We start from the raw sequence: 25620 nt of genomic DNA, 5'->3' as shown, positions 1-25620 counted from the left end.
CCGATGCTGCTCTCAGACTGGGGCGCCGGATGCTGAGAGGCCATCGCGATGATCTGACCGGTTGTTCGAGGTGCCCTGAAGTCGCTCCCACAAACGCTTCGCCGACTGCGATGCGTGAACTGCGCATCTAGCGCGCCACAGCGCCCGCCGCCGCGCCTGCAGCGCGCCGCGGCCAACGCCATTTCAGGTTCACCGCCAGCGTACCGAGCACGATCAGCGCCAGGCCCAGCCATTGCACCGGCACCAGCCGGTGGCCGTACAGCAGGAAGTCCAGCAGCAAGGTGACCAGCGGGTACACGAATGCCAGGATCGCGATCGTCGCCACGTGCAGGTGTCGGTAGGACGAATAGAACAGCACGTAGACGATGCCGCTGTGGATCACCCCCAGGCCGGCCAGCCACAGCCAGTGCATGCCTGGGTGCAATGCGCTGCCGCTGGAAAATCCCGCCAGCAGCAGCGTGCCCACCCAGCACTGCACCGTCACCACCGCCAGCGGCCGCTCGCGGCTGATGCGCCGCGACATCAACAGCGACGCGCCGCACAGCAACGCCGCCAGCAGGGTCAGCGCGATGCCGAACAGATAGCCGCGATCGGCGGTATGCCAAAGCCGCGCCGGATCCGCCGAGCACGCCACGCCGACGAAGGCCAGCAGCGTCCAGCCCAGGTCGCTGCGGCGCGTGCGCTCGCCTTGCAGCATCGCCGCCAGGATCAGCATCACGAACGGGAACACGTGGTAGACCATCGTCGCCACGCCGATCGACGAGCGCGCCATGCCGGCGAACAGCGCCACCCAGTTCAGCACCAGCAGCACGCCGCTGACCGCGGCATCGCGCAGCAACCTGCGCTCGCGCCACAGCCCGCGCAACTGGCCGCCGAGCAGCCCACAGACGGTGAGGAACAATGCGCCGAACAGGCAGCGGTAGAACACCGCGGTCACCGGGTCCTGGCCGCTCTCGTGCACGAACACGCCGACCGAGCCGATCAGCACTTCGGCCAGCAACAACTGCCACAGCGCGCGCCGCGCGGCGCCGGCGGGAACGGCGACCGCCGCGCTCACAGCGCGATCGTCCCGTGCAGGTACTGCACCGCGCTGCCGCGCACATAGACGTGCTGCGCCTCGACCCGGCACCCAAGCTCGCCGCCGCGCGCCGAGGCCTGCAGCGCGGTCAGCTGCACCTTGCCCAGCGCCTGCGCCCACAACGGCGCCAGCGCGGCATGGATGGAGCCCGTCACCGGATCTTCGGCGCCGCCATTGGCCGGCCAGAAATAGCGCGACACGAAATCGTGGCTATTGCCGGGCGCGGTCACCGCCACATCGCGCGGCGCCAGCGCCAGCATCCGCGCCAGATCCGGCACCACCGCGCGCACCTGGCGTTCGTCCGCGTACACCGCGATGTACGCCTGCGCGTTGGCATACACCGCCTGCGGCACGATCGACAAGGCGTCGTACAGGGCCTGCGGCACCGACGCCAACAAGGCCGGCGCCTGATTCGGAAAGCGCATCTCGAAGCTGCCGTCGGCGAGCCGCTCCACACCCAGTTCGCCGACCGCGGCCGCACGCAAGCGCAGCGGGAACGGTGCGAGCTGCTGGGTGGCGATCACGAACGCGCTGGCCAGCGTCGCATGGCCGCAGAAGCCGACTTCCTTCAGCGGCGAGAACCAGCGGATCGCGAACACGCCATCGGTATCGCGCACGAAGAACGCGGTCTCCGACAGGTTGTTCTCGCTGGCGATGGCCTGCATCAGCGCATCCGGCAACCATGCCTGCAGCGGTACCACTGCGGCGGGATTGCCCTTGAAGCGGACCGTGGTGAAGGCATCGACGACGAACACGGAAAGCGGCATGGCCGGCCTCGCAAGCAAGGGGGGGAACGCCGACGCGATGGCCGGCACAGGCCCAGTGTGCAGCGCCGCACCCGACCATTACAGATTCAGATACGCTGTAAGTGGACCGATACAGATGAGGCGCCCGCATGCTCTTGTACGAATCGCTCGCGGTGCAGCTGCGCGAGCAGATCGAGCGCGGCACGCTGCGCGCCGGCGAGCGCCTGCCGTCGATCCGGCAGCTGGCGGCCAACCACGGCATCAGCACCGCCACCGCGGTGCAGGCCTGCCTGCAGCTGGAGCGCGAGGGACGGGTGCAGGCGCGGCCGCGCTCCGGCTATTTCGTGCGTGCCGCCGCCGAGCCGTTGACGCCGCTGCCGACGCCGGCGCGGCGGCGCACGCCGGGCATGGTCGACAACCCGGCATTGCAAGGCGTGCTCGACATGCTCGCGCGCTCGGACCTGGTCCCGCTGCACACCGCGACCCCGGCGCCGGCGCTGCTGCCGGCCGCACAACTCGCCGCCGCGCTGGCGCGGCAGCTGCGCCGCCATCGCGCGGTCGCACTCGACTATGCGCCGCCACAAGGCCACGCCGCGCTGCGCCGGCAGATCGCGCAGCGCTACGCGCACTGCGCCACCACGGTGGCGACGGACGAAGTGGTGGTGACCGCCGGCGCGATGGAGGCGATCAGCCTGGCGCTGCGCACGCTCACCGCACCCGGCGACGTGGTGCTGGTGGAAACCCCGACCTACCACGGCATCCTGCAGGCGGTCGCGGCGCTGCGGCTGAAGGTGCTGGAAGTGCCCAACCGCGCCGGCCACGGCATCGACGCCGCGCGCCTGGATGCGCTGCTGCAACGCACCCCGGCGCGCGCGGCGGTGCTGGTGCCCAACTTCAACAATCCGCTCGGCAGCCTCACCACCGACAGCGCCAAGCGCGCCCTGCTCGACAGCTGCGCGCGCCACGGCACCGTGGTGATCGAGGACGACATCTACGGCGAGCTGGATTGGTCCGGGCAGCGCCCGCGCCCGCTGCGCCACTTCGACACGCACGGCAACGTGATCACCTGCGGCTCGTTCTCCAAGGTGCTGGCGCCGGGCCTGCGCGTGGGCTGGCTGCTCGGCGGCGAATGGACCGACGCGCTGGTCCGCGCCAAGTACTTCTCCACCGTCGGCGGCGCCAGCCTGCCGCAGCTGGCGCTGGCCGATTACCTGGCACAGCACGATCTGGAGCGGCACGTGCGCAAGCTGCGCCGCACCCTCGCCGACAACGGCCAGCGCCTGCGCGAGGCGATCGTGCGGCACTGGCCTGCCGGCACCCGGGTCGGCGATCCCGCCGGCGGCCTGTCGCTGTGGCTGCAACTGGCCGACGGCGGCAGCGGCCAGGCCCTGTTCGAGGCGGCGCTGGCCGCAGGCATCGGCACCTCGCCCGGGCATCTGTATTCCAGTCGCGGCGACTACGCCGACCACCTGCGTCTGACCTGCGGCCAGCCGTGGAGCGAGCCCCTGGAAAGCGCGATGCGGCAGTTGGGAAAACTGGCCGCACGGTTGCCGCGCTGAGCCATCGACCGGTCGCCGGTCGCCAAGCTGCCGGTTCGCGCGATCGGAGGCGGCCGTGGGCATGGCGTGCAGGGGCATCGCGCCGAAGATCGCATCGAAGTACCGAAGGCGGCGCACCCTACGGCGGCGCCACCGTTGAACCGGCGCCATCGCCACCGCGGCAAACATGCGAGGCGCCTGAACGACGCGACGTTTCTCTCGTCCCGTCGCAAGCAACCAGACCTGCCGCCGCGAGACTCACCTGCCGCGGCCCATCCCATCGCGCCCAGCGCCATTCCCAGGCCCGGCGAAAGCCAGGAGAGTGGCGCTGCGGACCCGCATCGATCCGCTCCGCCCCGCTATACCGTCGCCGCGCCGATCGCCAGCGCCGCGCAAGCGCCGAACAAGGTGCAGGCGAGCATGGCCAGCGCGCTGAGCGGGCTGCGCCAACGCTGCCGCGACAACGGCGATGCGGGTTTGCGGCAAGCGAGCATGGCGCGACTCCAGTCCGGGACGACACGATGGCGAAGGCCGAGGAATCTAGCGGCACGCCGTCTCAGCCGACGCGACGGCAATCGCACAACCGCGCATTGGACGACGCGCCGCGCATTTGTTTACGAGCGGCACCGACGCGCGAACGGAATCGTCACGCAATCGCCGTCGCGCAGGCGGCGATGCCCAGCGCGCACTCAGCGCAGCGTCTCGATCGCCAGGATGCGACGCTCGCCGTTGACCCGGCCCAGTTGCACCACCAGGTCGACCACGCTGCGGATGTAGCCCAAGGTGTCGGCACGGCTCAGGCCGATGCCCGACTGCATCACCATCAGCGCCAGCTGTTCCAGCGCGCCCTGCGGCGTGTTGGCATGGATGGTGGTGAACGACCCTGGATGGCCGGTATTGATCGCGCGCAGGAAGGTCACCGCCTCCGGGCCGCGCACTTCGCCGAGCAGGATGCGGTCCGGCCGCAGCCGCAACGCGGCCTGCAGCAGGTCCTGGGTGGTGATGCGGGTTTCGCCCTGCTCGCCCTTCACCGCGACCAGGCCGAGGTGATTGGGTTGGCGCAGGTGCAGCTCCGGCGTGTCTTCCACCGCGACGATGCGTTCGCTGGCTGGCACCTCCTTCAGCAACGCATTGAGGAAGGTGGTCTTGCCCGACGAGGTACCGCCGGCGATCAACAGCGTGCGCCGCGCCGCGACCGCGGCACGCAACCCGGACAGCGACGCCTGCGCATCCCAGGCCAGGTCGTCGCGGGCGCCTGCGTCGGCCAGCCGATACGCCTCCAGTCCGAGATCCAGATTCAAGTGGCGGCGGATCGCCAGCGCCCAATGCCGGCGCGTGGCCGGCGGCGCCACCACCTGCACGCGCTCGCCGCCCGGCAGGGTGGCCGCCAGCAGCGGATGCTCGCGGTTCACCGCCTGGTGGGTGACACGCGCGACCTGCGCGGCCAGACGTTCCAGCAGCACATCGTCGATGGCGGGGACATCGATGCGCTGCATGCAGGGCTGGCCCAGGCGCTCCACCCAGACCTCGCCCGGGCGATTGACCAGGATCTCGGTGACGTCCGCCGCATCCAGCCAGGGCTGGAAGGGCAGCAGATAGCGCTGCAGATAGACGTCCTGCGCGGGCGCCTGCGCAAATGCCAGCGGCGGCGACTGCACCGTCAGCCTGCCGGCGGCGGCGCGGCATGTTCCGGCTGGCCGCCCTGCGGAGGCGGACCCTTCGGCTTGGGCAGCCCCTTGGCGCTCATGCATGCGTCGAACTTGGCCATGTCCAGGCGCTTCGCATCGGCGGGCGGGCGGCCTTGAGCGGACGGGCGTCCGGCAGCGGGCGGCGGACCTGCAGCGGGCGCCGCCACACCCTGCTCGGCAGCGCACGCCCGCATCGCCGCCTCCACCTTCGGATTGGGGCCGGACGGCGGCTTCGCCGGCGCGCCACCGTCGCCGTTGCGCGCGAGCGCCGGCGCCATGCAGGACAGCGCCCCGGCCAGGGACAACAGCAACGGCAGCGAACGGTGCTTCATGCGGATTCCTCGGACATGGAAAAAAGTAAACGGGAACGTCAGTAGCCGGAGAAATCCAGATCGCGCGCGGCGAACACCTGGATCGGCGTGCCCAACGGCACGCGGATGGTCGGCGGAATCTTGCCGTCGGTCTGCAGCGCCTGCGCCGAGGCGCTGCTGGTCGAGGTGCCGATCACCAGCGTGCCGGAGTCGCCACCGAGCGCGCTGGCGACGCCGCCGACCACCGACAGCAGCATCGACGCGCCGTAGCGCTGCCAGAAATGCCGCCCGACCTCGCCGTCCAGCCCGGTCTCGCCGCTGCCGTCCACCGCCGGCGACGCGAGCTGCACCGAGACGCCGTCGGGACGGATCAGGCGCGACCAGACGATGTAGGCGCGGCGCTGCCCGGTCTCCACGCCACTGCGGTACTGCCCGACCAGGCGGCTGCCGCGCGGAATGACCACTTCGCTGCCGTCGAAGCCGCGCACGTCGCGGCTGACCAGCGCGCGCGCGTACCCGGGCAGATCGGTATTGAGCGCGGTTTCCAGCACCGCAGGGATCAGGCTGCCCTGCACCACCGTGCGCGCCGGATGCGCCAGCGCCACCGCCTGTTGCAACGGCGGCGCGTCGCCGCCCACGCGCAGGGCGAACTGCTCGTCCTGGTTGAGTCCGGCACCGCCCGCAGGCGCGGCGTTGGCAGTCCCCGATGCGGCAGCGGCCTGCCCAGGTGCGGCGCCCGCTTCGGACGCAGCGCTGTTGTCGACGATCATCGGCATCGACCGCGACTGCGTGGGAGCGACGGCGATGGCCGCAGCCGCGACCGCGGGCTGGGACGGTGCCGTGCGGGAAGCGACCGGCGCCCGTGGCAGCGGCGCCGCGAGTGCCGACGTCTGCGCCGGCGCCGGCACCGGCGGCGCATGCAGGCGTTGCCTCGACAGCAGCAGCAGGGTCAATCCGCCCAGCGCCACCGCGCCCAGCAGGCCCAGCGCGAACCCCAGGCTGTCGCCGACGCGCGGCGTGCGCGCCACCTGCGGTGCCGCGCGCAGCGATGCCGCATGCAGCGTCTCTGCGTCCAGCGCCAGTCTCGGATCGCGCTCGCCGGCATCATTGCGCATCGGCTGTCTTCCTTCGCCACCAGGCCGGGCGGCGCGCGGGCGCTGCCGCCGCGGCACGCGGCTGCGGCGACTGCGCATCCAGTGCCGGCGTGCGGAAGCCGTCGTTGAACAACTGCGCCACCGCATGGCCGCGGCGCAGGGCGAACGCCGGCGCGATCTGGTCGGCCACCAGGTAGTCGCCGCGGCGGGTGAATGCGAGCGGGGTTTCCGAACCGTCGCTGGCCAGCGCGTACACCGCCGGCGTGCTGCTGGCATCGGCCCACTGGAAATAGGTGTTGCGGCCGTCGTCGAACACGCGCAGCGGCACGTTCTCGCGCGCGCCGCTGAAGCTGTAGGCGCTGTTGCGCTGCGCCGGCGCCGGCAGCGCCGCGCTCGCCTGCACCTCGGCCTGCGCGCTGGCCACCGCCGCCGTCGCCGCCGTCGCGCGTGCGGCGGCCTCCTCGGGATAGCGGAAGCGCAGGTCGTAGACCACGCGCCCGCGCCTGCAATCGGGCGAATCGCTGGCCACCAGTTCGAAACTGTAGCGATGGCGGTCGGTGGCGACGGTCATGTTGCTGTGGCTGGTCCGATAGGCCGGCTTCACGAACAGCAGGTTGGCGCGCTTGTTGGGCACCACCAGCCAGTGCGCCGCCTCGCCCAGTCCCACGTTCTCGATGCGCTCGTCGGCAGCGAACTCGACCATGGTTTGGAAACCGAAGCAGCCGTCGATGCGCACCACCTTGCGGTCGTCGTAGTCCAGTTCGCGGATGCGCGGATCGGCGCAGGCATGGGCAACCGCCGCCAACGCAAGCAGGCACAACGCGGCGCGGCCGACTCGGCGAGCGCGGGTGGTCATGGCGTCCTCGCTCCGCCGAGCGGGCGCGGCGCCATGCGTGGCCGCATGCCTTGCCGCATGCCTTGCCCCAGGCCGCCACGGCGACTGCCCACGCTCACCGCGGCGACAGACGCCTCTGGCGCCGTGCGCGGCGCGCTGTCGCGGGCCAGGCCGCCGAGCCATTGGAGAGTGCGGGCGCTGCCCGCGGAGGCGATCCGCGCCTCGGTGGCGAAATCATGCACCCGCGCGGGCGATAGCGCGGCGGGCGCCCCACGGGCCTGCACATCGACCCGCGACGAGCCACCGTCTGCAGGTTGATCGCCACGGCCGAGGCGCCATGCGCGGGCCAGGCCGGCGGCGGTCCAGGCCATCGCCAGCAGCAGGCCAAGGTAGATCGCACACCCGAGCAGCAGCATCAGCAGCGGCCGCTGCTGTTGCGCGGCTGCCAACGGATCCAGCGCGATCGCGTCGATCACCGGCGCCAGCACCCGCAGCAACACCGCACCGGCCAATGCCACCAGCATCGGCACCAGCGCAAAACTCAGCGCCATGCGCAACCAGCCCTCGAACAGGCCGCGGGTCGCGCGGAACAACGCAAGCAGCACGAACATCGGCCCCAGCGCCAGCAACGCCGCCAGCACCAGCCGCGCCACGACCAGCAGCCCCACCGTCGACAGCAGCAGCAACAGGGCGCAGCCGCGCACCAGCTTGGCTGCCTGCTTGGCCTGCGGCGGCGCCGCCTGCGCATCGAATTGGCGGCCGAGTTCGACCAGTTCGCCGAGCAGGCCGTCCAGTCGCGACGCGAAGGCCTGGGTGGCGCCATGCGGCGCCCCCAGGAAGGCCGACGCGATCTGGTCGGGACCGCCGACCAGCAGCCCATAGACCACCGTCTGGTAGGCCGGCCACGCGGTGGCGAAGGTCAGCACCAGGGCGACGCCGAACAGGCGCGGCCCCAGCGCCGGCAGGCTCAGGCGCAGGCGCCCGCCGATCAGGCCCAGCGCCAGCATCGCCACCCAGACCACCAACAGCGCGCGCAGCACCGCGCCGAACATGCCGCTGGCGCCGAACAGCTGCGCATAGCCGGCCTGCACCGCACCGTTGATCTGGCAGTCGATGGCGGCCAGGCCGGCGGCCAGGCCGCCATCGCCGTCGATCGGAATCGCCGCGCAGGCGCTCATGCGGCACGCTCGTCGGCAGCGCAGGCCGCCGGCGCCGGATACGGCACCCCGGTCAGCGCTTCCCACCACTGTCGCGGATGCTCGCCCAACTGCGCGCGCAGCTGGTCCAAGCGGCGCACGCTGGCTTCACGACCGGACAGCACGGTCAGCAACTCCGGCATGCCCGACAGGTCCAGCCGCGCCACCACGCTCTCGTTGCCGTGCTTGACCAGGAACGCATGCGCATGCGCCGGCAGCAGCCGCACCAGTTCCAGTTCCTGCGCGCTGAGGCCGAAGCCGTCGCAATAGTCCTCCGCCCTGGCGCGCGGATTGGGCATGAAGATCTGCGTGGCGGCCTGTTCGATGATCGCGCTGGCGACCTGGCTGTCCAGCGCGTCGCGCGCGCTCTGGGTGCCGAAGCCGACGATCGCGTTGCGCTTGCGCAAGGTCTTCATCCAGTCGCGCAAGTGGGCCGCGAACACGGCATCGTCCAGCGCCTTCCAGCCTTCGTCGATCAGGATCAGCGCCGGGCTGCCGTCGAGCCGTTCCTCCACGCGGTGGAACAGGTACAACAACGTCGGCGTGCGCAGCTGCGGCATGTCCAGCAGCTCGGTCATGTCGAACCCCAATGTCGGAATGCCCAGGTCCAACCGGTCGTAGGCGTGATCGAACAACCAGGCGCGCTCGCCGTCGCCGCACCACGGCACCAGGCGCGCGGCCAGGTCGCTGGGCTGCGGACGCCGCTGGCCGCCGAGCAGTTCGCGGAAATGGCGCAGGCGGCGGTACTGCGGCGCCTGCTCGTAATTGGCGTCCACCGCGGCGGCCAGGATCGCCGCCTCGTCGGCGCTCAACGGCTGCTGCGCATCGCCCAGCAACTGCGCCAGCCAGCGCCGCAGGAACGCACGGTTGCCCGGCGTATCCGGCAACTGCAGCGGATTGAAGCCGGTCGCCTCGCCGCTGCGCAAGCTGGCATAGCGCCCGCCGATCGCACGCACGAAGATCTCCGCGCCGCGGTCCTTGTCGAACAGCAATACGCGCGGGCGCCACTTCTGCACCTGCGCGGCGAGGAAGTTCAGCACCACCGTCTTGCCCGAGCCGGACGGACCGATGACGCTGAAGTGGCCCAGGTCGCCACGGTGGAAATTGAAGAAATACGGAGTGGCGGCGGTGGTTTCCAGCACCGTCACCGCGTCGCCCCAGTGGTTGCCGTCGGCGCGGCCCTGCGGAAAGCCGTGCAGCGAGGCCAGGCTGGCGAACGCGCCGCTGGACAGCAGCGCATGCCGCGCCGCGTAGGCTTCGTTGCCGGGGAATTGCGCCCAGAACGCCGGCTCCAGGCACAGATCCTCGCGTACCGCCACCGCGCCCAGGTCGGCCAGCGCCGCCGCGCACTCGGCGACGGCCGCGTCCAGCGCCTCCAGCGCGTCGGCGCGCACCAGCAGGCCGAAGCGATGTTCGCCGAACACCGCGCGGCCACTGGCCAGGTCGTCCTTGGCCTCGACCAGGCCCTGCCGCAGCGACGCCGAATCCTCCTCGGCGGCGCGCATGCGGCGCAGCGCCAGCGAGACGCGCTCCAGTCCCAACTGCCGTTCGACGAAAGCGAAGCTTTCAGAGAGCACCAGCTCGCACGGCATGCGCAACAGCGCATCGAGCATGCCCGGCAGCGCGTTCGGCGGATATTCCTTCAGCGACAGCAGCGCGGCGTAGTCGCGCGCGGCACCGGGGCCTCTGCGTTCCAGCGCTTCCAGGCCGAAGCTGATGCGCCGGTACGGCAGGTGATGGCCCAGGTCGCCATGCAGCGGCCGCAGCATCGGCCGCAGCTCGCCGTTGTACAGCGCCGAGAGCAGTTCCAGCGGCTCGGAGCACACTCCGTGCGCGGTCTCGTACTCGCCGAGCAGGCGCGCGCCGTAGGGCTGCAACGCGGCCAACAAGGCATCGCGCGCGGCATCCAGTTCGCGGCGCTCGCGCGCCAGCGCCGCCGCGCGCGCGGTGTCGCCCAGGCCCCTGCGCAACACGCCACCCAGGCGCTCGGCGATACCGGTCTTGCCGCGCGCCGGGCGCCGCAGCAGACTGACGAACAACTCATTGACGAACAGCCGGCGCTGGCCGAGCTGCCCGCGCCAGCGCCGGTCGATCAGCGCGCAGACCGGATCGGCGAAGTCGCCGCCCACGTCCACGCTCGCACGCAGCCGCAGCAGGTGGTGATGCAACACGAAGCGCGAATCGGCCACCGCACGCAACGCCGCGTCGCGCGCCTGCTGGTGCAGGTCCAGCACGTCGCCGTCGGCGGTCTCGAACGCCAATCCTTCCAGGCGCAGGCACTGCAGCAACGCGCCATCGCGCAACTGCACGGTATGCGCATCCAGCAGCCGCGCGTAGGGCAGATGGTCGCCAGCGCGTTGTTCGCGCGGCCGCATCATGGCGCGTAGCTGTTGCAGCGCCAGCGGCGCCAATGGCGCACCCGCGGGCAGCGGCTGACCCGCACCAGCCACAGGTCGAACACGCGCGGCTCGCGCAGACAGGCCAGGTAGCCGACGCCATGGGCGAGCAGCGCCACCGCCAGCGCCCAGAACGAACGCGTCATCAGGAACGCTTCCGTGGTCACCACGCCATTGACGATGAAATAGCTGTAGGTGACGCCGCAGAACATCTGCGGCCGGGTCAGCGCGGGGAAGATCGGCGTGGATCGCAACGCGCTCATCGCCTTACTCAACCTGCCGCCGCGCGGATGCCGGCGACGATGGTGGTCGCGCCGAACAATACGAAGCAACCGAGGATCACGGTCGCGCCGAGGCGCCAATGGATGCGCCCGCTCAGCATCATCAAACCGACCACGGCCACGGCGATCACCGCCACCGCGGTGGCGGCATTGCCGAGCAGCGTGCCCTGGATCCACTCCAGCGCCGACAGGATCGGCCCGGAGCCGGCCGGATCGCCGCCCCGCGCCCACGCGGCGGGAGCGAACGCGACGGTGGCGAGCGATATCGGCAGGCGGCGGAACATGGGGTTCATTGCAGATCTCCCTGGGGAACGGAAAGCGACACGGTGGAGGCCGCGGCGCCGGCGACGCTCAGCTCGGCCAGACGCTCGAGGTTGCCGGCGACATAGGCGCGGGTCTCGCGGAACGGCGGCACGCCTGCATGCCGCTGCACCTGCCCGGGGCCGGCGTTGTAGGCGGCCAACGCGCGCTCCAGATCGCCATCGAAGCGGTCCAGCTGCTGGCGCAGATAGGCCGCCCCACCCTCGATGTTCTGCTGCGGATCCCAGGGATCCACCGCCAGTGCGCGGGCGGTGGCCGGCATCAACTGCATCACCCCGATCGCACCGGCCGGCGACACCGCGGAGGCGTCGTAGCGCGATTCGGACCAGGCCAGCGACTGCAGCAACGCGACGCTGAGTCCATGGCGGGCGGCAGCGGCCTCGAAGGCGGCGCGATAGGGCGGCGCGGCCGCGACCACGGAGGCATGCGCCGCGCCCGGCGTCGCCCAACCTTCGCCGAGGTGACGCACGCTGCCGTCCTCGCCGATTTCCATGACCTGTGCGTGGGCCTGCGGCCATGCCGCCAGCGCCAGCAGCAACGATGCGAGGCGCCGCATGCGGGCATCCGGTACGGCACGACGTGGGCGGCGGGAAACGGTGTGGCGCAGCATGGCAGTGGAATCCGGAATCGCGATGGCACGTTGCGGGCGGGAACGTCGCGCGACTGCGGCATGCCGCCAGTCGCCAGCCTGTTGCCGCATGCGCGACGCAACGGACACGAAAGCTCGAATCCATCCTCGCACGCGGCACTGCGCCGGCATTTGTCGCGCGAGGCAATATTCAGGCAAACGCCGCAAGCGGCGAACGGCAAGACTGGCGGCGCTCGTGCCCACTCAACGGTGCGCATGATCGACTCTCGCCACGCGCCTTTGGAGGCCACGCCATGACAGACCGCAACCACGACCTCGACGACCACGACCGCGGCCTGCAGTTCGACCTGCAAACTCTCGAGCAACGCATGCAGGAACGGCGGCGCCTGCTCGCCTGGATCGCCTCCGGCAGCGCGATGGCGGTGATCAGCGCCTGCGGCGGCGGCTCCAGCGGCGACGACACTTCGTCCACGCCCACCGCGACCACCACCACGGCATCGACCACCACCAGCACCACGACGACGACCACCACCAGCACCACATCGGGCAGCTGCATTGCCGATCCGGAAGAAACCGCCGGCCCCTATCCCGCCGACGGCTCCAACAGCGTCAACAGCAGCGTGGTGAACGTGCTCTCGTCCAGCGGCATCGTCCGCAGCGACATCCGCAGCAGCTTCGGCAGCGACAGCGGGACCGCGGCCGGCCTGCCGCTGACCCTGACCCTGACCCTGGTCAACGTCAACAACAGCTGCGCGGTCCTGTCCGGCTACGCCATCTACCTATGGCATTGCAATCGCGACGGCAAGTATTCGCTGTACTCCAGCGGCATCCAGGATCAGAACTACCTGCGCGGCGTGCAGGTCACCGACAGCAACGGCCAGGTCACCTTCCAGACCATCTTCCCCGCCTGCTACAGCGGACGCTGGCCGCACATCCACTTCGAGATCTATCCGAGCCTGGACACCGCGACCAGCTATACCAACAAGGTGCTGACCTCGCAGATGGCGATGCCCAGCGACATCTGCGATACGGTCTATGCCGCGGTCAGCGGCTACAGCGCCAGCGTCACCAACAAGGCCGCGATCAGCCTGTCCAGCGACAATGTGTTCGGCGACAACACCAGCACGCAGCTGGCCGCGCAGACGCCGACGCTCAGCGGCGACACCAGCAACGGCTACACCGGCACCATCACCATCGGCCTGGCGGTGTAGCCCCGCCAGGCGGCGGCGCCCATCCGCAGCGCTGCAGCGGCGTTTAGCCCTGCAGCGCGCGCGCGTGGTGGGCGATGTGCTCGCCGATGAAGCTGCCGATGAAGTAGTAGCTGTGGTCGTAGCCGGGCTGCAGGCGCAGCGTCAGCGGGTAGCCGGCGGCATCGGCCGCGGCCTGCAGCAACTGCGGCTGCAGCTGTTTTTCGAGGAACTCGTCGCCGCCGCCCTGGTCGATCAGCAACGGCAGGCGCTCGCTCGCCCCGGCGATCAGCGCGGTGGCGTCGTAGGTCTTCCAGCTGGCGCGGTCGTCGCCGAGATAGGCCGAAAACGCCTTCTCGCCCCACGGCACCTGCGACGGCGCCACGATCGGCGAGAACGCCGACACGCTGCGATAGCGGCCCGGATTCTTCAGCGCGATCACCAGCGCGCCGTGACCGCCCATCGAGTGGCCGCTGATCGCGCGCCGCCCGTTGTGCGGGAACTGCGCCTCGATCAGCGCGGGCAGCTCCTGCACCACGTAGTCGTACATGCGGTAGTGCCTGGCCCACGGCTCGCGGGTCGCGTTGACGTAGAAACCGGCGCCCTTGCCCAGGTCGTAGCCCTCGGCATCGGCGACATCGTCGCCGCGCGGGCTGGTGTCCGGCGCGACCAGGATCACCCCGTGCTCGGCGGCGTAGCGCTGCGCGCCGGCCTTGGTGATGAAATTCTGCTCGGTGCAGGTGAGCCCGCTGAGCCAGTACAGCACCGGCAGCGTGGCGTGTTCGGCCTGCGGCGGCAGGTACACGGCCACGTTCATCGTGCAGCCGAGCACGGCCGAGTCGTGGCGATAGACGTCCTGCCAGCCGCCGCAGCAGGCATGGTGTTCGATGCGTTCCATGAAAGGGATCCCGAAGAGGGGGGACGCGGCCAGGCAAACGCCGGCCGCATCCAGAGACGCCGCCGCGACGCGCCGCCAGGGCGGCACGCCGCGGGCGGCAGGCTTTACTGCAGCACGCCGTTCTTGCGCGCGACGTGGGTGGAAATCGCGTCCATCAACGGCGGCGACAGGCAGTCGTAGGGCTCCAGCTTCAGCTCGCGCAGCCGGCTGCGCACGCCGTCCATCGCTTCCGGGCGGGTGCCGCTCTCGATGATCGAGGACACGAACGCGGCGAAGCCCGGCGCCGACCAGCCCTGCTGCGGCGACAGCTCGGTATGGATGAAGTCCAGGCCGTAGAACGGATGCTCGGTGTTCTCGATGCGCCCGTACAGGTGCACGCCACAGCCGGTGCAGGCATGGCGCCGGATCGTCGCGCTCTCGTCGACGACCTTCAGCTTCTCCTCGTGCGCGGTGACCTTGACCTTGTCGCGGCCGACCACCGCGATCACCGCGAACGTCGCACCTTTCGGCTTCCAGCATTTGGTACAGCCGCAGGCGTGGTTGTGCGCGGTCTGCGCCCCCACGTCCACGGTCACCTTGTCGCTGGCGCAGTGGCATTCCAGGGTGCCGCCCTGGAAATTCTCCGCGCCTGCGCGCACTCCGCCGTCCACCGACGGATGAATCGTTACGGTACTCATCATGCCCCTCCCGGGTTCGTTGCGTACCTGCATGCGCGGAAGCGGCCGCGCGCCGGACTGACCGTCAGGTCAGAAATGGATCACGGTGCGGATCGACTTGCCTTCGTGCATCAGGTGGAAGGCTTCGTTGATCTCTTCCAGCGGCAAGGTGTGGGTGATGAACGGATCCAGATCGATCTCGCCATGCATCGCCTGCTCCACCATGCCGGGCAATTGGGTGCGGCCCTTGACGCCGCCGAACGCGCTGCCGCGCCACACGCGGCCGGTGACCAGCTGGAACGGACGCGTGCTGATCTCCTGGCCGGCGCCGGCCACGCCGATGATGACGCTCTCGCCCCAGCCCTTGTGGCAGCACTCCAGCGCCGAGCGCATCACGTGCACGTTGCCGATGCACTCGAAGCTGAAATCCACGCCGCCATCGGTCAGCTCGACGATGACTTCCTGGATCGGCTTGGCGTAGTCCTTCGGGTTGATGCAGTCGGTGGCGCCCATGCTGCGCGCCAGATCGAACTTGCCGGGGTTGGTGTCGATGGCCAGGATGCGCCCGGCCTTGGCCTGCACCGCGCCCTGGATCACCGCCAGGCCGATGCCGCCCAGGCCGAACACGGCCACCGAGTCGCCCGGCTTGACCTTGGCGGTGTTGTGCACCGCACCGATGCCGGTGGTGACGCCGCAGCCGAGCAGGCACACCTTCTCCAGCGGCGCTTCCGGATTCACCACCGCCAGCGAGATCTCCGGCACCACGGTGTATTCGCTGAAGGTGCTGCAGCCCATGTAGTGGAAGATCGGCTGGCCGTTGTAGGAGAAGCGGGTGGTGCCGTCGGGCATCAGGCCCTTGCCCTGGGTGGCGCGCACGGCCTGGCACAGGTTGGTCTTGCCCGACAGGCAGAATTTGCACTTGCGGCATTCGGCCGTGTACAGCGGGATCACGTGGTCGCCGACCTTGACGCTGGTCACGCCCTCGCCGATCGCCTCGACGATGCCGCCGCCTTCATGGCCGAGCACGGCGGGAAAGATGCCTTCCGGATCGTCGCCGGACAGCGTGAACGCATCGGTGTGGCAGACGCCGGTGTGGGTGATGCGGACCAGCACCTCGCCCTGGCGCGGCGGTTCGACGTCGATCTCCACGATCTGCAGCGGCTGGCCGGCTTCGAAAGCGACGGCGGCACGGGATTTCATGAGGTTTCTCCTGGAAGAACGGGTTGGGTCGTGGGGTTCGGGATCACTTGAGGTAGGAGCGGACCAGCATGCCCATCTCGCGCACGCGCGCGGCGCGCTGCGTTTCCGAGGCGGCGGCATGGCCGAATTCTTCGCGGATGTGTGCCTGCATCACTTCCGACATCAGGCCGTTGACCGCGCCGCGGATCGCCGCGATCTGCTGCAGCACCGCAGCGCAATCGGCGCCGCCTTCCAGCGCACGCTCCAACGCCTCGGTCTGTCCGCGCACGCGGCGGATGCGGGCCAGGACGCGTTTCTTCTCGTGGGGCGTATGCGGCATGCGGCGACCTGGGAACTATACTGGGGGACAGTATATTCCTCTGCCCGAAAAAGAAAACGCCCGCGCCATCCCGGATCGGGATGGTGCGGGCATGCGGCACCGGGCCGCAGGACTCAGCGCTGCGCGGGCGGCGCGGCCGCGGATGGTGCGGCGCGATCCTGCGACGGACCACGCCACGGCGGCGGCGTCACGCCCTTGCCGCGCAGGCAGGCATCGAGCTTGGCGAAGTTGGCGCGCATCGCCGGGGCCGGCTTGGCCGGATCCGGCCCAGCGCCCGCCGGCCGAGCGCCGCCATTGGCCGGGGCACCCTTGCCCATGCCGGCGTCGGCCGGCGGCGGACCCGGCGGCCGTCCAGGCAGCGGCAGCCCGAGTTCGCGCGCGCAGGACTGCACCGCGGCCTCGAACGCCGGGTCGCGCGGCGGCGCCTGGTCGTGGCCCGGGCCCCTGTCCGCCCCGTGGCCAGGGCCGTGGCGCGGCCCGCCGTCCGGCGGCGGCGGTGGCGGCGGCAGCGCGGCGGGACCACCGACATAGACGGTGACGCAGCCGCTCAGCGCGGTACTCAACACTAGGGTCAGCGCCGCTTTGGCGATTCGATGCGATGTCATGTTAGGCATGCCTCCTCCTGATGGCGGGTGGTGAAAACGGGCGATGGACGCGGTACGCCGACGGCGCCGCACCCGCTCCCCGCGGCAAGCTCGCCGATGCACCCGCGGACCGCATCCTGTCATGCCGATATCGCGCGCCGTTGTCGGCGGGCGACACGCGGGAAATACGCTGGCCGGGTCCGCGATTGGTCCGGCGAAGGGCGACGCAACAGCCGCCATGGCGCCGCCGACCCCCTTATGGCGCAGGCACTCCGATCCCGGCGATGCGTTCCACCGCGGGCGCCGCCGCGGCCGGCGCCGCCTGGGTCAGCACCGCGGCCTGGAACCGTGTCGCAAAGGCCGCATCGTTGTGGCAGAAATAGCGACGCGCGGCGCGCGAGATCGTGTCGCGCTGCAGTACCGAAAGAGCCAGCGCGTGCTCCACGCCGGCCTCGATGCCGGCGCGATCGACGTAGTGATAGGAGGCCAGCCGCTGCATGCGCGAGCATGCCGGCGCCAGCAGCAGGCCGCGCGCCGGCGTCACCAGCTCGTTCATCGGCTCGGCGTCGGTGGTCAGCGTCACTGCGCCGACGCTCATCGCCTCCATCAGCGAGTGGCCGAAGCCTTCCACCTCGGACGGACACAGGTGGAACAGATGGGCGTTCTGCAGCGTGCGCAGTTCGGCATCGTCCAGGTAGGCGATGCGATGGTCGATGTTGCCGGCGCGGACCCGTTCGCCGGCGCTGCGCGGATTCTGCACCACGGTCAGTTGCGGCCATTGCGGATGCCGCTGCCAGGTATCCAGCAGCACCCGCGTGCCCTTGGCGGTGCTGCGCCCGGCCAGGTGGAAGAACGCGTAGCGGCGCGGTATCGCAGGATCGTAGCGGTCGCGGCTGGTGAAGCCGATGTAGCGGGTGCGGCAGCCGAGCCGCCGGAACGCCAGCTCGGCATGCCGGGTCTTGCACAGCACCGCCTCGAAACGCGGCAGCAGCGACAACCACTGCGGCAGGAACCACTCCGGATTGGGCACCAGCAGGTTGCGCTCGGCCAAGGCCAGGCAGCCGGGATAGACGCGCTCGGAAAACACCTGGGTGTGCACGTGGTGGCCGAATGCGCCTGCCAGCCGGGCGCCGGCCTCCTGCGCCAATCGGGTCAGCTTGCCGCGGCTGAAGCCCAGTCGCTGCACGCGCTGGCCGCCCAGCGTCAGCGCGTCGGCCATCAGTCCCAGATCCCGGCTCAGGCCGGTGCCGTTGTCGCAACTGACGATGCGGTAGAGATCGGACGCCATGCACGTGGTACTTGAAGAAAGAGGGTCAGCGTCGAGGGCGCAGATGTCGGCGTTTTGTCCGGACATGCCGGCACACGGCACACTTCAGCCAGGCCAGCGGACGCCGCCGACGATGGACGCCGCATCGTCGGCGATCCACGGGCATCGCATCGCGGCGGCGGCGGGCCGGAGCGACGCCCGTGGACGCCGCCCCGCGCAGGCGGCGGGCGGCTTGTCGGGTGCAGCGATATTTGCAACCATGCCTGGCTCATGCCGCGTCTGGAGCGCCCTGCTCCAGGGGAACGCGCAGCGCCCGAGCACGACCAGGCAGACGGAGAGACCGATGTCCCTGTTGAGCAAGCGCGACATGCGCTGTGCGCCCTCGCCGCATGCGCCTGCATGACGCTCACGGCCAAGACCGAAGCCCCGGGCCCGTGCCAGCCGCATGTCGTCCAGGTGGCTGCGCACCGCCGCGCCCCCTTCCCAGGAACACGACACGCATGACGCATTCCATCGCCCGCTTGGCCGGCCTTGTCCTGACCCTGGCGCTCGGCGCCGTCCTCGCGCTCATCGCGCCACCGCGCAGCGCCCACGCGCAGAGCGCCGACGGGCATCCGGACTGGCCAGGCAAGGGCCAGTTGTTCGTCGGCGCCAACTATCAGCCGATCGACCGCTCGCCGGAACAGATCCGGCAGGACATCGCGGTCATGAAGGCGGCCGGCTTCAGCATGGTGCGCATGGGCGATCTGTCGTGGGATTCGTTCGAACCGGAGGAAGGCCACTTCACCTTCGACTGGTTCGACGACGTCGTCGCACAGATGCATGCCGCCGGCATCAAGGTCGTGGTCGATATCCCCGGGCAACCGGCGCCGATCTGGCTGCACAAGGCCTATCCCGGCGTGGACCTGGTCAACCAGGACGGCGTGCGCCTGCATGCGGCGACGCGCTACTGGGACAACATCGCCGACCCCGACTACCGGCGCCTGGCGCGGCGCCTGGCCGAGACCATGATGCAGCGCTACGCCAACAATCCGGCAGTGATCGCGCTCGGCTACGACAACGAAATCGGCAACGGCCAGCTGTCCTATTCCGAAGCCGACCGGCAACGTTTCATCGCCTGGCTGAAGCAAAAGTATGGCTCGATCGCCGCACTCAACAAGGCCTGGGCCACGCAGCGCTGGTCGCGCCGGATCAACGACTGGGACCAGGTCGACCTGCCCTACGTCAAAGGCCCCGGACCGAACGAGCGCTATCTCGACCTGCGCCGTTTCTGGTCAGACGACACCATCGGCGCGCTCAAGGATCTGGAAGCGGCGCGCAAACGCTACGCGCCGAACCTGCCGGTCGCCTCCAACCTGTGGCCGACCGCGCCGACCAAAGGCTTTGACTATCTGCGCTCGTGGGACGAGATCTCCACCTACGGCGCGCAGGGCTTCTACCCCGGCGACCCGCTGACCGCCGCACTCGACGTGATGATGACCCGCGCCGGACACCAGACGCCGATCTGGTTCAACGAGTTCACCGCCGGCGGCGGCGGCTACTACGGCACGCCCGGACGCTCGCGGATGTGGGCCTATTTCGGCCTGCTGCACTATTCGCAGACCTTCCTCGCCTGGACCTTCAACTCGCATATCGGCGGCGAGGAACAGTCCCTGTTCGGCCTGCTCGACCACGACAGCCGGCCGTCCTGGAAGGTCGACGAATTCAAGCGCATCGCCAGCGAGATGAAGACCCTGCGCGGCATGGGTTTCCCGCGCTATGGCAGGCCCGACGTCGCCATCCACTACTCCTTCGACACCAACTGGTTGACCACGCCGCCGCCCGGCCCCAACACCATGCAGGAGTATTTCAAGGGCAATTACGGCGAACAGGTCAAGGCCGCGTTCGCCCCGCTGTTCGAGGACAACATCGACACCGCGGTGATCGACATCGGCCACGACACGATCGACAAATACAAGCTGGTGGTCCTGTCCAGCGCCTACATCATGGACAAGGAAACCGCCGAGGCCGTGCGCGACTACGTGGCCAAGGGCGGCACCGTGATCATGACCGGCTATTCGGCGAAAGTGGACGAAACCGGCAAATGGTTCGAAACCCCGCTGCCTGGCCGGCTGACCGATGTGTTCGGCCTGCGCACCAACGAGTTCTACCGGTCGAAAGCGCCGCTAGAGATCGGCTTCGACGGCGCCACGCTGACCGGCACCGACCCGTACTACGAAGTGCTGGAGCTGGGCACCGCCAAGCCGCTGGCCATGTTCGCCAACACGCCGCAGAAAAGCCCGGCGATCGCGATCAACCGCTACGGCAAGGGACAGGCGATCTACCTCGCCACCGCGGCGCAGGGGCCGTTCATCGCGCCGCTGCTGCGCTCGCTGTATACGTCCCTGGGCATCGCCCGCGGGCCGCAGACGCCCGCGGGCGTGGTGGCGCGAGTGGTCGACGGGCGCACCTTGTACGTCAACACCAATGACGCCCCGGCCAGCGTAACCTTCCCCGGCAGCAAGACCGGAGTGCTCACGCGCAAGACCTATTCCGGCCGGATCGATCTGGACCCGTTCGGCGTGGAACTGGTGCAGTAAGCCGCATCCAATACGGCGCCGCCAGGCGCCGAACTCCCCTGGCGCGGTCGGCGCGCCTCATGCAACACGCCCACGCGACCGCCGCGAGGCGCCGGCGCGTCAGCGCTTTGTGTCAACACGTGTCTGAATACGACACAAACCCGCCATGAGGCCACCGTCGCCGCTGCCTATCATGACCCCGCGATCACACGCCCGCCTTGCACCCAGCAGCGATGGCCTGCCCGCACCAGTTCCAGGCGGCAGCGGCTGCGTCTAGACTGGCTGAACCCCGTCGCGGCCGCCCTTCAAGATCATGGATATGCAATCCTTCATTCTGGTAGTCGACGACGACCCCGATCTGCGCCGGCTCATCAGCGAGTTCCTGCAAGAGCACGGCTACCAGGTGGAAGCCGCCGAGAATGTCGCGGACATGCGCCGGCTGATGGCGATCCGCCAACCCGACCTGGTGATCCTGGACGTGATGATGCCCGGCGAGGACGGCCTCAGCGCCGCCCGGCAGCTGGCCAGCGAGCGCGGCGCGCCGGCGGTGATCATGCTCAGCGCGCTGGGCAGCGACACCGACCGCATCATCGGCCTGGAGGTGGGCGCCGACGACTATCTGGCCAAGCCGTGCAATCCGCGCGAGCTGCTGGCGCGGGTGCGCGCGCTGCTGCGCCGCAGCCAGGCGGCGACGCTGCCGCCGGAAGCGCGCGGCAATGTCTACGAGTTCGCCGGCTGGCGCCTGGACGTGATCCGCCGCGACCTGCGCGACCCCACCGGCATCTTCATCAACCTCTCCGACGGCGAGTTCGCCCTGCTGCGCACCTTCGTCGAACATCCGCAGCGGGTGCTCAGCCGCGACCAGCTGCTCGACTATGCGCGCGGCCGCGACACCGAGGTCTACGACCGCGCCATCGACAGCCAGATCAGCCGCCTGCGCCGCAAGATCAACGAACGCGTGCAGACCGAACTGATCCGTACCGTGCGCAACGAAGGCTACATGCTGCTGCCGAGCGTCGCCCGCCTGTGAACACGCAGCAGCGGGGGCGACGCGGCATGTCGATCTTTGCCCGCACGTTCCTGCTGCTGTTGGCTGCGCTGCTGACCGCGCAGCTGATCGGCATCGCCCTGCTGGTGCTGCGCACGCCGGTGTACGAGATGCCGGTGCACCCGCCGGAGGTGATCGCGCTGCTGACCACCAAGATGCCGGCCGGCACGCAGACGCTGAAGGTGCACGACACGGTGCAGGCGCCGCTGCCCGCTGCCGGGCAGATCCGGGACCGTTTCGCGGAACGCATGATGACCAGCTGGCTGGACGTGGCGCCGGACCGGGTGCGCTTCTATCGCAGCGGCAGCGAGAATTTCCCTGCACCGGACTTCCCGCAGGACGAGCAACGCCCGCCACCGCCGCCGGCCGGAGACGACCGCCCGCCGGGAAGCGGGCCGCCGCCGCCGTTCGCCGATCGCGGCCCGCCATCGCAAGCGCCGTCGCAACCGCCTTCGCCATTTGGCGACGAAGCGACGCGGCAGCCGCCGCCGGAAGAGTCCGCCTCAGTCAGCAATGGCGCCGCCGGCGCCACCATGCGCGCAATGCGATCGCGCTGGCGCGAGCGCGGCTTCGCCCCCGAATCCCCGCTGCTGGGCGGCTTCACCGCCGCACTGCAGCAACCCGACGGCCGCTGGCGCAGCGTGGTCTCGCCGCCGCGGCGCTTCTCCACCGCGTTCAAGACCCAGGTCGCGCTGCTGTTCGTCGCCGGCCTGCTGGCGATGCTGCCGCTGGCGTGGTGGTTCTCGCGCGCACTGGCCGCGCCGATCAAGCGCTTCGCCGAGGCCGCCGACCGCCTCGGCCGCAACCCCGATGCGCAGCCGCTGCAGCGCAGCGGCCCCAGCGAAATCGTGCAGGCCGCCGATTCGTTCAACGCGATGCAGGCGCGCCTGAACCGCCTGGTCAACGAGCGCACGCACATGGTCGCCGCGATCGCCCACGACCTGCGCACGCCGCTGGCGCGCCTGGCGTTCCGCCTGGAAGGCCTGCAACCGCCGCTGCGCGACAAGACCATCGCCGACATCGACGAGATGAAGGCGATGATCTCCGCAGCGCTGGACTTCATCCACAACGACAGCCGCCGCGGCACCCGCGCACCGCTGGATTTCCGCCTGTTGGTGGAGAGCGTGGTCGACGACGCCAGCGATATCGGCGCGGACGTGGCGTTCGACGCAGGCCAGGCCATCACCATCGAAGGCGACCCGCTGTCGCTGCGGCGGATGGTGATGAACCTGCTCGAGAACGCACTGAAGTACGGCAAGCGCGCGCACCTGCAACTGCAGCGCGACGGCGCCGACTGCTTGCTGTGGATCGACGACGACGGCCCCGGCATCGACCCGGCCCAGCACGAGCAACTGTTCCTGCCGTTCTTCCGCGGCGAGAACTCGCGCAACCGCGACACCGGCGGCATCGGCCTGGGCCTGTCGGTCGCGCACAGCATCGTGCTTGCCCACGGCGGCGAGATCACCCTGACCAACCGCCCCGAAGGCGGGTTGCGGGTGTGCGTGGAGTTGCCGTGCCAGGCGCCTGCAGGCTGAGCGGCGCGACACTCAAAATCGGGGCGCGTCGCCTACCTAAGAATTCAGATCCTCACGCTGCCCGACCCAGCGAGAGAGCGCACAGTGCCGATACGAATGTCCACGTCTTATCCGGTCCCCACGCGAACAAAAATTGCCAGGAGCGGCGAAGGCCGAGTTAGGCCGGCACGTGCAAGCCTGCAGGTCATAACAGCCCTGCTCAGGATCGATCGCCACCTCCCCGGGCCATCGACCTGAACCGCCCAGGACTGCATCCTGTTTCTCGCTTGAAGGCGATCTGGAATGCTGTGGAAGAGCTGTACCCCAGACGTTCGGCAAGATCGTGCAAGTTTCTTTCACCGGCATTCAGAGCGGCCTTGGCCAGAATCATTCGCCACTGCATCAAGTATGCAAGCGGAGGCATTCCGACCTGCTCACGGAATAGCTGCGCGAACGCTGTCCGCGATAAGCCGACCTGGCCAGCAATCTCCTTGATCGTCCAGTGGTGACCCACTCGCTCGTGCATAAGCGACAACGCCCGGCCAATGAAGGGAGCACACATCGCAGCTAGCCAATTGGGTTGCTGGTCTGACACCCGCAGGTGGGCGCGGAGGATATAGACAAGAACAAGGCCCGCGAGGTTCGACGCCGCACTGGACATTCCAGGAGCCTGCGTTTCCGTCTCGGCGACAAGTAGATGCAGCAGCGCGGAAAACTTCGCGCTGTCCGGATGGTCGGCGGGAATGCGGATCAGCGGCGGCAAGAAGGCCATCAACTTCGCGGCTTCGTCGTCGGCGAAGACGAAGCGACCTGCCGCGGCGATCGACCGAGGCTCACCCTCGCCATAGTGCATGACTCCGTTCGGAACCCATACGGGCGTAAGGGCCGCTACACCATCCACCATCGGCACTTCCGGGTCGCTCGCGATGCAGTAGGGCTGCCCATTCGTGAGAAGGTAGAAGTCGCCGGCTTTCATGTGAACAGGCAGCCCGCCATCGACCCATACCCATCGCTCGCCTTCGACCAAACCACCGAATTTCATGTGTCTATACGCAGGAAAGCGGAAGGCCCATTCCCCTCGCGCCTCCAGTCGGGCGGACAGCATGCTCTCGACCTTCAACACAGCGAGGAAATCGGACAGGGGATCATTCATGGACGATCAGAAACAAATAGAGAACGATCTATTATAGATCATACAGATCTACCGACTTACGCTTGCCACCCATCCTTCAACTCTGGCGGAGCGGCATGCAATACGCACAACTTGGCGCAACAGGAATCTTTGTCTCCCGCCTGTGCCTCGGCGCGATGACCTTCGGCGGATCAGACAATCCGGCAGGCAATGCGATCGGACGATTAACGGCCACGGAGGCCGACGGCATCGTCGGCCAGGCGCTTGACGCTGGCATCAATTTCTTGGATACAGCCGATGTGTACGGCGGCGGCGGATCAGAAGCGCTTCTGGGCGATGTGCTGAAGACACGGCGAAACCAGATCGTGCTCGCCACCAAGGGCGGCGCGAAAATGGGCAGCGGACCCAACGAGACCGGCCAGTCACGCGTGCATCTCATGGGTGCACTGACTGCGAGCCTTCAACGTTTGAAGACAGACCATATCGATCTTTACCAACTTCACAGCTTCGATCCGCTGACCCCGCTCGATTCGGTCTTGCGAACGCTCGACGATGCGGTGCGACAGGGAAAGATTCGCCACATAGGTTGCTCAAACTTCGCGGCATGGCAATTGACGAAAGCGCTGGGCATCGCCGAACGAGACAAGTTGGAGAAATTCGTCTCGATCCAGTCCTTTTATTCACTGGCCGGGCGCGACATCGAGGACGAGGTGATTCCGGCGGCGACCGATCAGAACGTCAGCCTACTTTGCTGGAGTCCTCTCGCAGGGGGGTTGCTGTCCGGCAAGTTTGACCGCCATGGCGCGGCTGATCCGAACGCGCGGAGAGCAAAGATTCACTTTCCACCAGTTGACGAGCCCAAGGCGTTGGACATCATCGACACGATAAAGCAGGTTGCGCAGCGACGTGACGCTGAACCCGCTCAAGTTGCACTGGCGTGGTTGCTGTCGAGGCCGACAGTGACAAGCGTGATCGTCGGGATCAAGACGGCCCAGCAGCTCTCAGCCAATCTGCAGGCACTCGATGTCGTCCTGGACGACGAGGACCTCGATCAACTTGATGCGGTCAGCAGTCGCCCAGTCGCGTATCCCGGCTGGATACAGACCTACAATGCCCAAGCAAGAGTGCCGAAGACATATCCGTTCAAAGGGCGTAGCTGGGCACTTGGGCAGAAGCCTATATAG

The 25620-nt window shown here is 69.1% G+C and carries 24 protein-coding genes and 2 pseudogenes; 7 read left to right on the top strand and 19 right to left on the bottom strand.

Translation table 11 applies throughout. The annotated features are described in order from the left end of the window. Positions 1-127: 127 nt before the first annotated feature. Both H9658_RS10630 and H9658_RS10625 read right to left on the bottom strand, forming a co-directional pair. Positions 128-1057: a DMT family transporter gene (locus tag H9658_RS10630; protein ID WP_191825311.1), complete on the bottom strand. Its 930-nt coding sequence runs from the start codon at positions 1055-1057 to the stop codon at positions 128-130. After that, a complete protein-coding gene (locus H9658_RS10625; RefSeq protein ID WP_191825310.1) occupies positions 1054-1845 on the bottom strand; it encodes a PhzF family phenazine biosynthesis protein in 792 nt (263 codons plus the stop codon). The genes H9658_RS10630 and H9658_RS10625 overlap by 4 nt, the downstream gene beginning before the upstream one ends. A 128-nt stretch (positions 1846-1973) precedes the next feature. Here H9658_RS10625 and H9658_RS10620 point away from each other — a divergent pair, with 128 nt between their 5' ends. After that, a complete protein-coding gene (locus tag H9658_RS10620) occupies positions 1974-3383 on the top strand; it encodes an aminotransferase-like domain-containing protein (RefSeq protein WP_191825309.1) in 1410 nt (469 codons plus the stop codon). A gap of 338 nt (positions 3384-3721) precedes the next feature. On the opposite strand, the gene H9658_RS23130 is transcribed toward H9658_RS10620, so the two are convergent. The 10 genes from H9658_RS23130 to H9658_RS10575 form a co-directional block, all read right to left on the bottom strand. Continuing rightward, a complete protein-coding gene (locus H9658_RS23130) occupies positions 3722-3856 on the bottom strand; it encodes a hypothetical protein (RefSeq protein ID WP_255432684.1) in 135 nt (44 codons plus the stop codon). Positions 3857-4051: 195 nt separating this feature from the next. Next, entirely contained in the window at positions 4052-5020 is a 969-nt protein-coding gene (virB11, locus tag H9658_RS10615; protein ID WP_318241297.1) for a P-type DNA transfer ATPase VirB11, read from the bottom strand. Positions 5021-5022: 2 nt separating this feature from the next. Next, entirely contained in the window at positions 5023-5382 is a 360-nt protein-coding gene (locus H9658_RS10610) for a hypothetical protein (protein ID WP_191825307.1), read from the bottom strand. Between the two features lie 38 nt (positions 5383-5420). Then, positions 5421-6476, bottom strand: a complete 1056-nt coding sequence (locus tag H9658_RS10605; protein WP_191825306.1) for a TrbI/VirB10 family protein — start codon at positions 6474-6476, stop codon at positions 5421-5423. Next, the gene (locus H9658_RS10600; RefSeq protein WP_191825305.1) at positions 6466-7311 is read right to left on the bottom strand and encodes a TrbG/VirB9 family P-type conjugative transfer protein; all 846 of its coding nucleotides are present in this window, start codon (positions 7309-7311) and stop codon (positions 6466-6468) included. The genes H9658_RS10605 and H9658_RS10600 overlap by 11 nt, the downstream gene beginning before the upstream one ends. Next, positions 7308-8468, bottom strand: a complete 1161-nt coding sequence (locus H9658_RS10595; protein ID WP_191825304.1) for a type IV secretion system protein — start codon at positions 8466-8468, stop codon at positions 7308-7310. Before H9658_RS10595 ends, H9658_RS10600 begins: the two co-directional genes overlap by 4 nt. Continuing rightward, a complete protein-coding gene (locus tag H9658_RS10590) occupies positions 8465-10864 on the bottom strand; it encodes a VirB4 family type IV secretion/conjugal transfer ATPase (protein WP_191825303.1) in 2400 nt (799 codons plus the stop codon). Before H9658_RS10590 ends, H9658_RS10595 begins: the two co-directional genes overlap by 4 nt. Beyond that, positions 10861-11145 carry a type IV secretion system protein VirB3 gene (locus H9658_RS10585; RefSeq protein ID WP_179567220.1) on the bottom strand — a complete coding sequence of 95 codons (285 nt, stop codon included), beginning with the start codon at positions 11143-11145 and terminating at the stop codon, positions 10861-10863. Before H9658_RS10585 ends, H9658_RS10590 begins: the two co-directional genes overlap by 4 nt. An 8-nt stretch (positions 11146-11153) precedes the next feature. Beyond that, positions 11154-11456 carry a TrbC/VirB2 family protein gene (locus tag H9658_RS10580; protein WP_179567222.1) on the bottom strand — a complete coding sequence of 101 codons (303 nt, stop codon included), beginning with the start codon at positions 11454-11456 and terminating at the stop codon, positions 11154-11156. After that, on the bottom strand, positions 11453-12040 hold the full coding sequence (locus H9658_RS10575) for a lytic transglycosylase domain-containing protein (RefSeq protein ID WP_191825302.1): 588 nt from the start codon (positions 12038-12040) through the stop codon (positions 11453-11455). Before H9658_RS10575 ends, H9658_RS10580 begins: the two co-directional genes overlap by 4 nt. Positions 12041-12366: 326 nt before the next feature. Here H9658_RS10575 and H9658_RS10570 point away from each other — a divergent pair, with 326 nt between their 5' ends. Next, entirely contained in the window at positions 12367-13284 is a 918-nt protein-coding gene (locus H9658_RS10570) for a dioxygenase family protein (RefSeq protein ID WP_191825301.1), read from the top strand. A gap of 43 nt (positions 13285-13327) precedes the next feature. Here H9658_RS10570 and fghA read toward each other — a convergent pair whose 3' ends face one another. From fghA to H9658_RS10540, 6 genes are all read right to left on the bottom strand, one after another. Further along, positions 13328-14158 (bottom strand): S-formylglutathione hydrolase, encoded by an 831-nt coding sequence (gene fghA / locus H9658_RS10565; protein WP_191825300.1) that lies wholly within the window; start codon positions 14156-14158, stop codon positions 13328-13330. Positions 14159-14262: 104 nt separating this feature from the next. Next, positions 14263-14835: an S-(hydroxymethyl)glutathione synthase gene (gene gfa / locus H9658_RS10560; RefSeq protein ID WP_179567230.1), complete on the bottom strand. Its 573-nt coding sequence runs from the start codon at positions 14833-14835 to the stop codon at positions 14263-14265. A 69-nt stretch (positions 14836-14904) separates the two neighbouring features. Next, positions 14905-16014 (bottom strand): S-(hydroxymethyl)glutathione dehydrogenase/class III alcohol dehydrogenase, encoded by a 1110-nt coding sequence (locus H9658_RS10555; protein WP_145702909.1) that lies wholly within the window; start codon positions 16012-16014, stop codon positions 14905-14907. A 43-nt stretch (positions 16015-16057) separates the two neighbouring features. Beyond that, positions 16058-16333: a metal/formaldehyde-sensitive transcriptional repressor gene (locus H9658_RS10550; RefSeq protein ID WP_179567232.1), complete on the bottom strand. Its 276-nt coding sequence runs from the start codon at positions 16331-16333 to the stop codon at positions 16058-16060. A 113-nt stretch (positions 16334-16446) separates the two neighbouring features. Continuing rightward, positions 16447-16938 (bottom strand): hypothetical protein, encoded by a 492-nt coding sequence (locus H9658_RS10545; protein WP_191825299.1) that lies wholly within the window; start codon positions 16936-16938, stop codon positions 16447-16449. Positions 16939-17173: 235 nt separating this feature from the next. Then, a complete protein-coding gene (locus H9658_RS10540) occupies positions 17174-18205 on the bottom strand; it encodes a glycosyltransferase (protein ID WP_225209875.1) in 1032 nt (343 codons plus the stop codon). A 479-nt stretch (positions 18206-18684) separates the two neighbouring features. Here H9658_RS10540 and H9658_RS10535 point away from each other — a divergent pair, with 479 nt between their 5' ends. The 4 genes and pseudogenes from H9658_RS10535 to H9658_RS23295 form a co-directional block, all read left to right on the top strand. Further along, complete coding sequence (locus H9658_RS10535; protein WP_191825297.1) at positions 18685-20763, top strand: beta-galactosidase; 2079 nt, start codon at positions 18685-18687, stop codon at positions 20761-20763. A gap of 292 nt (positions 20764-21055) precedes the next feature. Next, positions 21056-21772 (top strand): response regulator, encoded by a 717-nt coding sequence (locus H9658_RS10530; protein ID WP_038237819.1) that lies wholly within the window; start codon positions 21056-21058, stop codon positions 21770-21772. A gap of 26 nt (positions 21773-21798) precedes the next feature. Beyond that, positions 21799-22093: pseudogene (locus H9658_RS23300) on the top strand (two-component sensor histidine kinase); the annotation flags it as partial. Between the two features lie 272 nt (positions 22094-22365). Continuing rightward, a pseudogene (locus tag H9658_RS23295) lies at positions 22366-23325 on the top strand (ATP-binding protein); the annotation flags it as partial. A 199-nt stretch (positions 23326-23524) separates the two neighbouring features. Here the strand turns inward: H9658_RS23295 and H9658_RS10520 are convergent. Then, positions 23525-24457: an AraC family transcriptional regulator gene (locus H9658_RS10520; protein WP_191825295.1), complete on the bottom strand. Its 933-nt coding sequence runs from the start codon at positions 24455-24457 to the stop codon at positions 23525-23527. Between the two features lie 95 nt (positions 24458-24552). Here H9658_RS10520 and H9658_RS10515 point away from each other — a divergent pair, with 95 nt between their 5' ends. Further along, on the top strand, positions 24553-25620 hold the full coding sequence (locus tag H9658_RS10515) for an aldo/keto reductase (protein WP_191825294.1): 1068 nt from the start codon (positions 24553-24555) through the stop codon (positions 25618-25620).

Origin of the sequence: Xanthomonas bonasiae (assembly GCF_014836395.1) — a bacterium.
Taxonomy (GTDB): domain Bacteria; phylum Pseudomonadota; class Gammaproteobacteria; order Xanthomonadales; family Xanthomonadaceae; genus Xanthomonas_A; species Xanthomonas_A bonasiae.
Note: the sequence above shows the minus strand (reverse complement) of the source record. Positions and strands in the feature narration are given on the sequence as shown.

Bases quoted from the DNA above. Each gene is read 5' to 3' on its own strand.
- H9658_RS10625 (WP_191825310.1), bottom strand. From the start codon at position 1,845: ATGCCGCTTTCCGTGTTCGTCGTCGATGCCTTCACCACGGTCCGCTTC.
- H9658_RS10620 (WP_191825309.1), top strand. From the start codon at position 1,974: ATGCTCTTGTACGAATCGCTCGCGGTGCAGCTGCGCGAGCAGATCGAG.
- H9658_RS23130 (WP_255432684.1), bottom strand. From the start codon at position 3,856: ATGCTCGCTTGCCGCAAACCCGCATCGCCGTTGTCGCGGCAGCGTTGG.
- H9658_RS10610 (WP_191825307.1), bottom strand. From the start codon at position 5,382: ATGAAGCACCGTTCGCTGCCGTTGCTGTTGTCCCTGGCCGGGGCGCTG.
- H9658_RS10605 (WP_191825306.1), bottom strand. From the start codon at position 6,476: ATGCGCAATGATGCCGGCGAGCGCGATCCGAGACTGGCGCTGGACGCA.
- H9658_RS10600 (WP_191825305.1), bottom strand. From the start codon at position 7,311: ATGACCACCCGCGCTCGCCGAGTCGGCCGCGCCGCGTTGTGCCTGCTT.
- H9658_RS10595 (WP_191825304.1), bottom strand. From the start codon at position 8,468: ATGAGCGCCTGCGCGGCGATTCCGATCGACGGCGATGGCGGCCTGGCC.
- H9658_RS10590 (WP_191825303.1), bottom strand. From the start codon at position 10,864: ATGATGCGGCCGCGCGAACAACGCGCTGGCGACCATCTGCCCTACGCG.
- H9658_RS10585 (WP_179567220.1), bottom strand. From the start codon at position 11,145: ATGAGCGCGTTGCGATCCACGCCGATCTTCCCCGCGCTGACCCGGCCG.
- H9658_RS10580 (WP_179567222.1), bottom strand. From the start codon at position 11,456: ATGAACCCCATGTTCCGCCGCCTGCCGATATCGCTCGCCACCGTCGCG.
- H9658_RS10575 (WP_191825302.1), bottom strand. From the start codon at position 12,040: ATGCGGCGCCTCGCATCGTTGCTGCTGGCGCTGGCGGCATGGCCGCAG.
- H9658_RS10570 (WP_191825301.1), top strand. From the start codon at position 12,367: ATGACAGACCGCAACCACGACCTCGACGACCACGACCGCGGCCTGCAG.
- fghA (WP_191825300.1), bottom strand. From the start codon at position 14,158: ATGGAACGCATCGAACACCATGCCTGCTGCGGCGGCTGGCAGGACGTC.
- gfa (WP_179567230.1), bottom strand. From the start codon at position 14,835: ATGAGTACCGTAACGATTCATCCGTCGGTGGACGGCGGAGTGCGCGCA.
- H9658_RS10555 (WP_145702909.1), bottom strand. From the start codon at position 16,014: ATGAAATCCCGTGCCGCCGTCGCTTTCGAAGCCGGCCAGCCGCTGCAG.
- H9658_RS10550 (WP_179567232.1), bottom strand. From the start codon at position 16,333: ATGCCGCATACGCCCCACGAGAAGAAACGCGTCCTGGCCCGCATCCGC.
- H9658_RS10545 (WP_191825299.1), bottom strand. From the start codon at position 16,938: ATGACATCGCATCGAATCGCCAAAGCGGCGCTGACCCTAGTGTTGAGT.
- H9658_RS10540 (WP_225209875.1), bottom strand. From the start codon at position 18,205: ATGGCGTCCGATCTCTACCGCATCGTCAGTTGCGACAACGGCACCGGC.
- H9658_RS10535 (WP_191825297.1), top strand. From the start codon at position 18,685: ATGACGCATTCCATCGCCCGCTTGGCCGGCCTTGTCCTGACCCTGGCG.
- H9658_RS10530 (WP_038237819.1), top strand. From the start codon at position 21,056: ATGGATATGCAATCCTTCATTCTGGTAGTCGACGACGACCCCGATCTG.
- H9658_RS10520 (WP_191825295.1), bottom strand. From the start codon at position 24,457: ATGAATGATCCCCTGTCCGATTTCCTCGCTGTGTTGAAGGTCGAGAGC.
- H9658_RS10515 (WP_191825294.1), top strand. From the start codon at position 24,553: ATGCAATACGCACAACTTGGCGCAACAGGAATCTTTGTCTCCCGCCTG.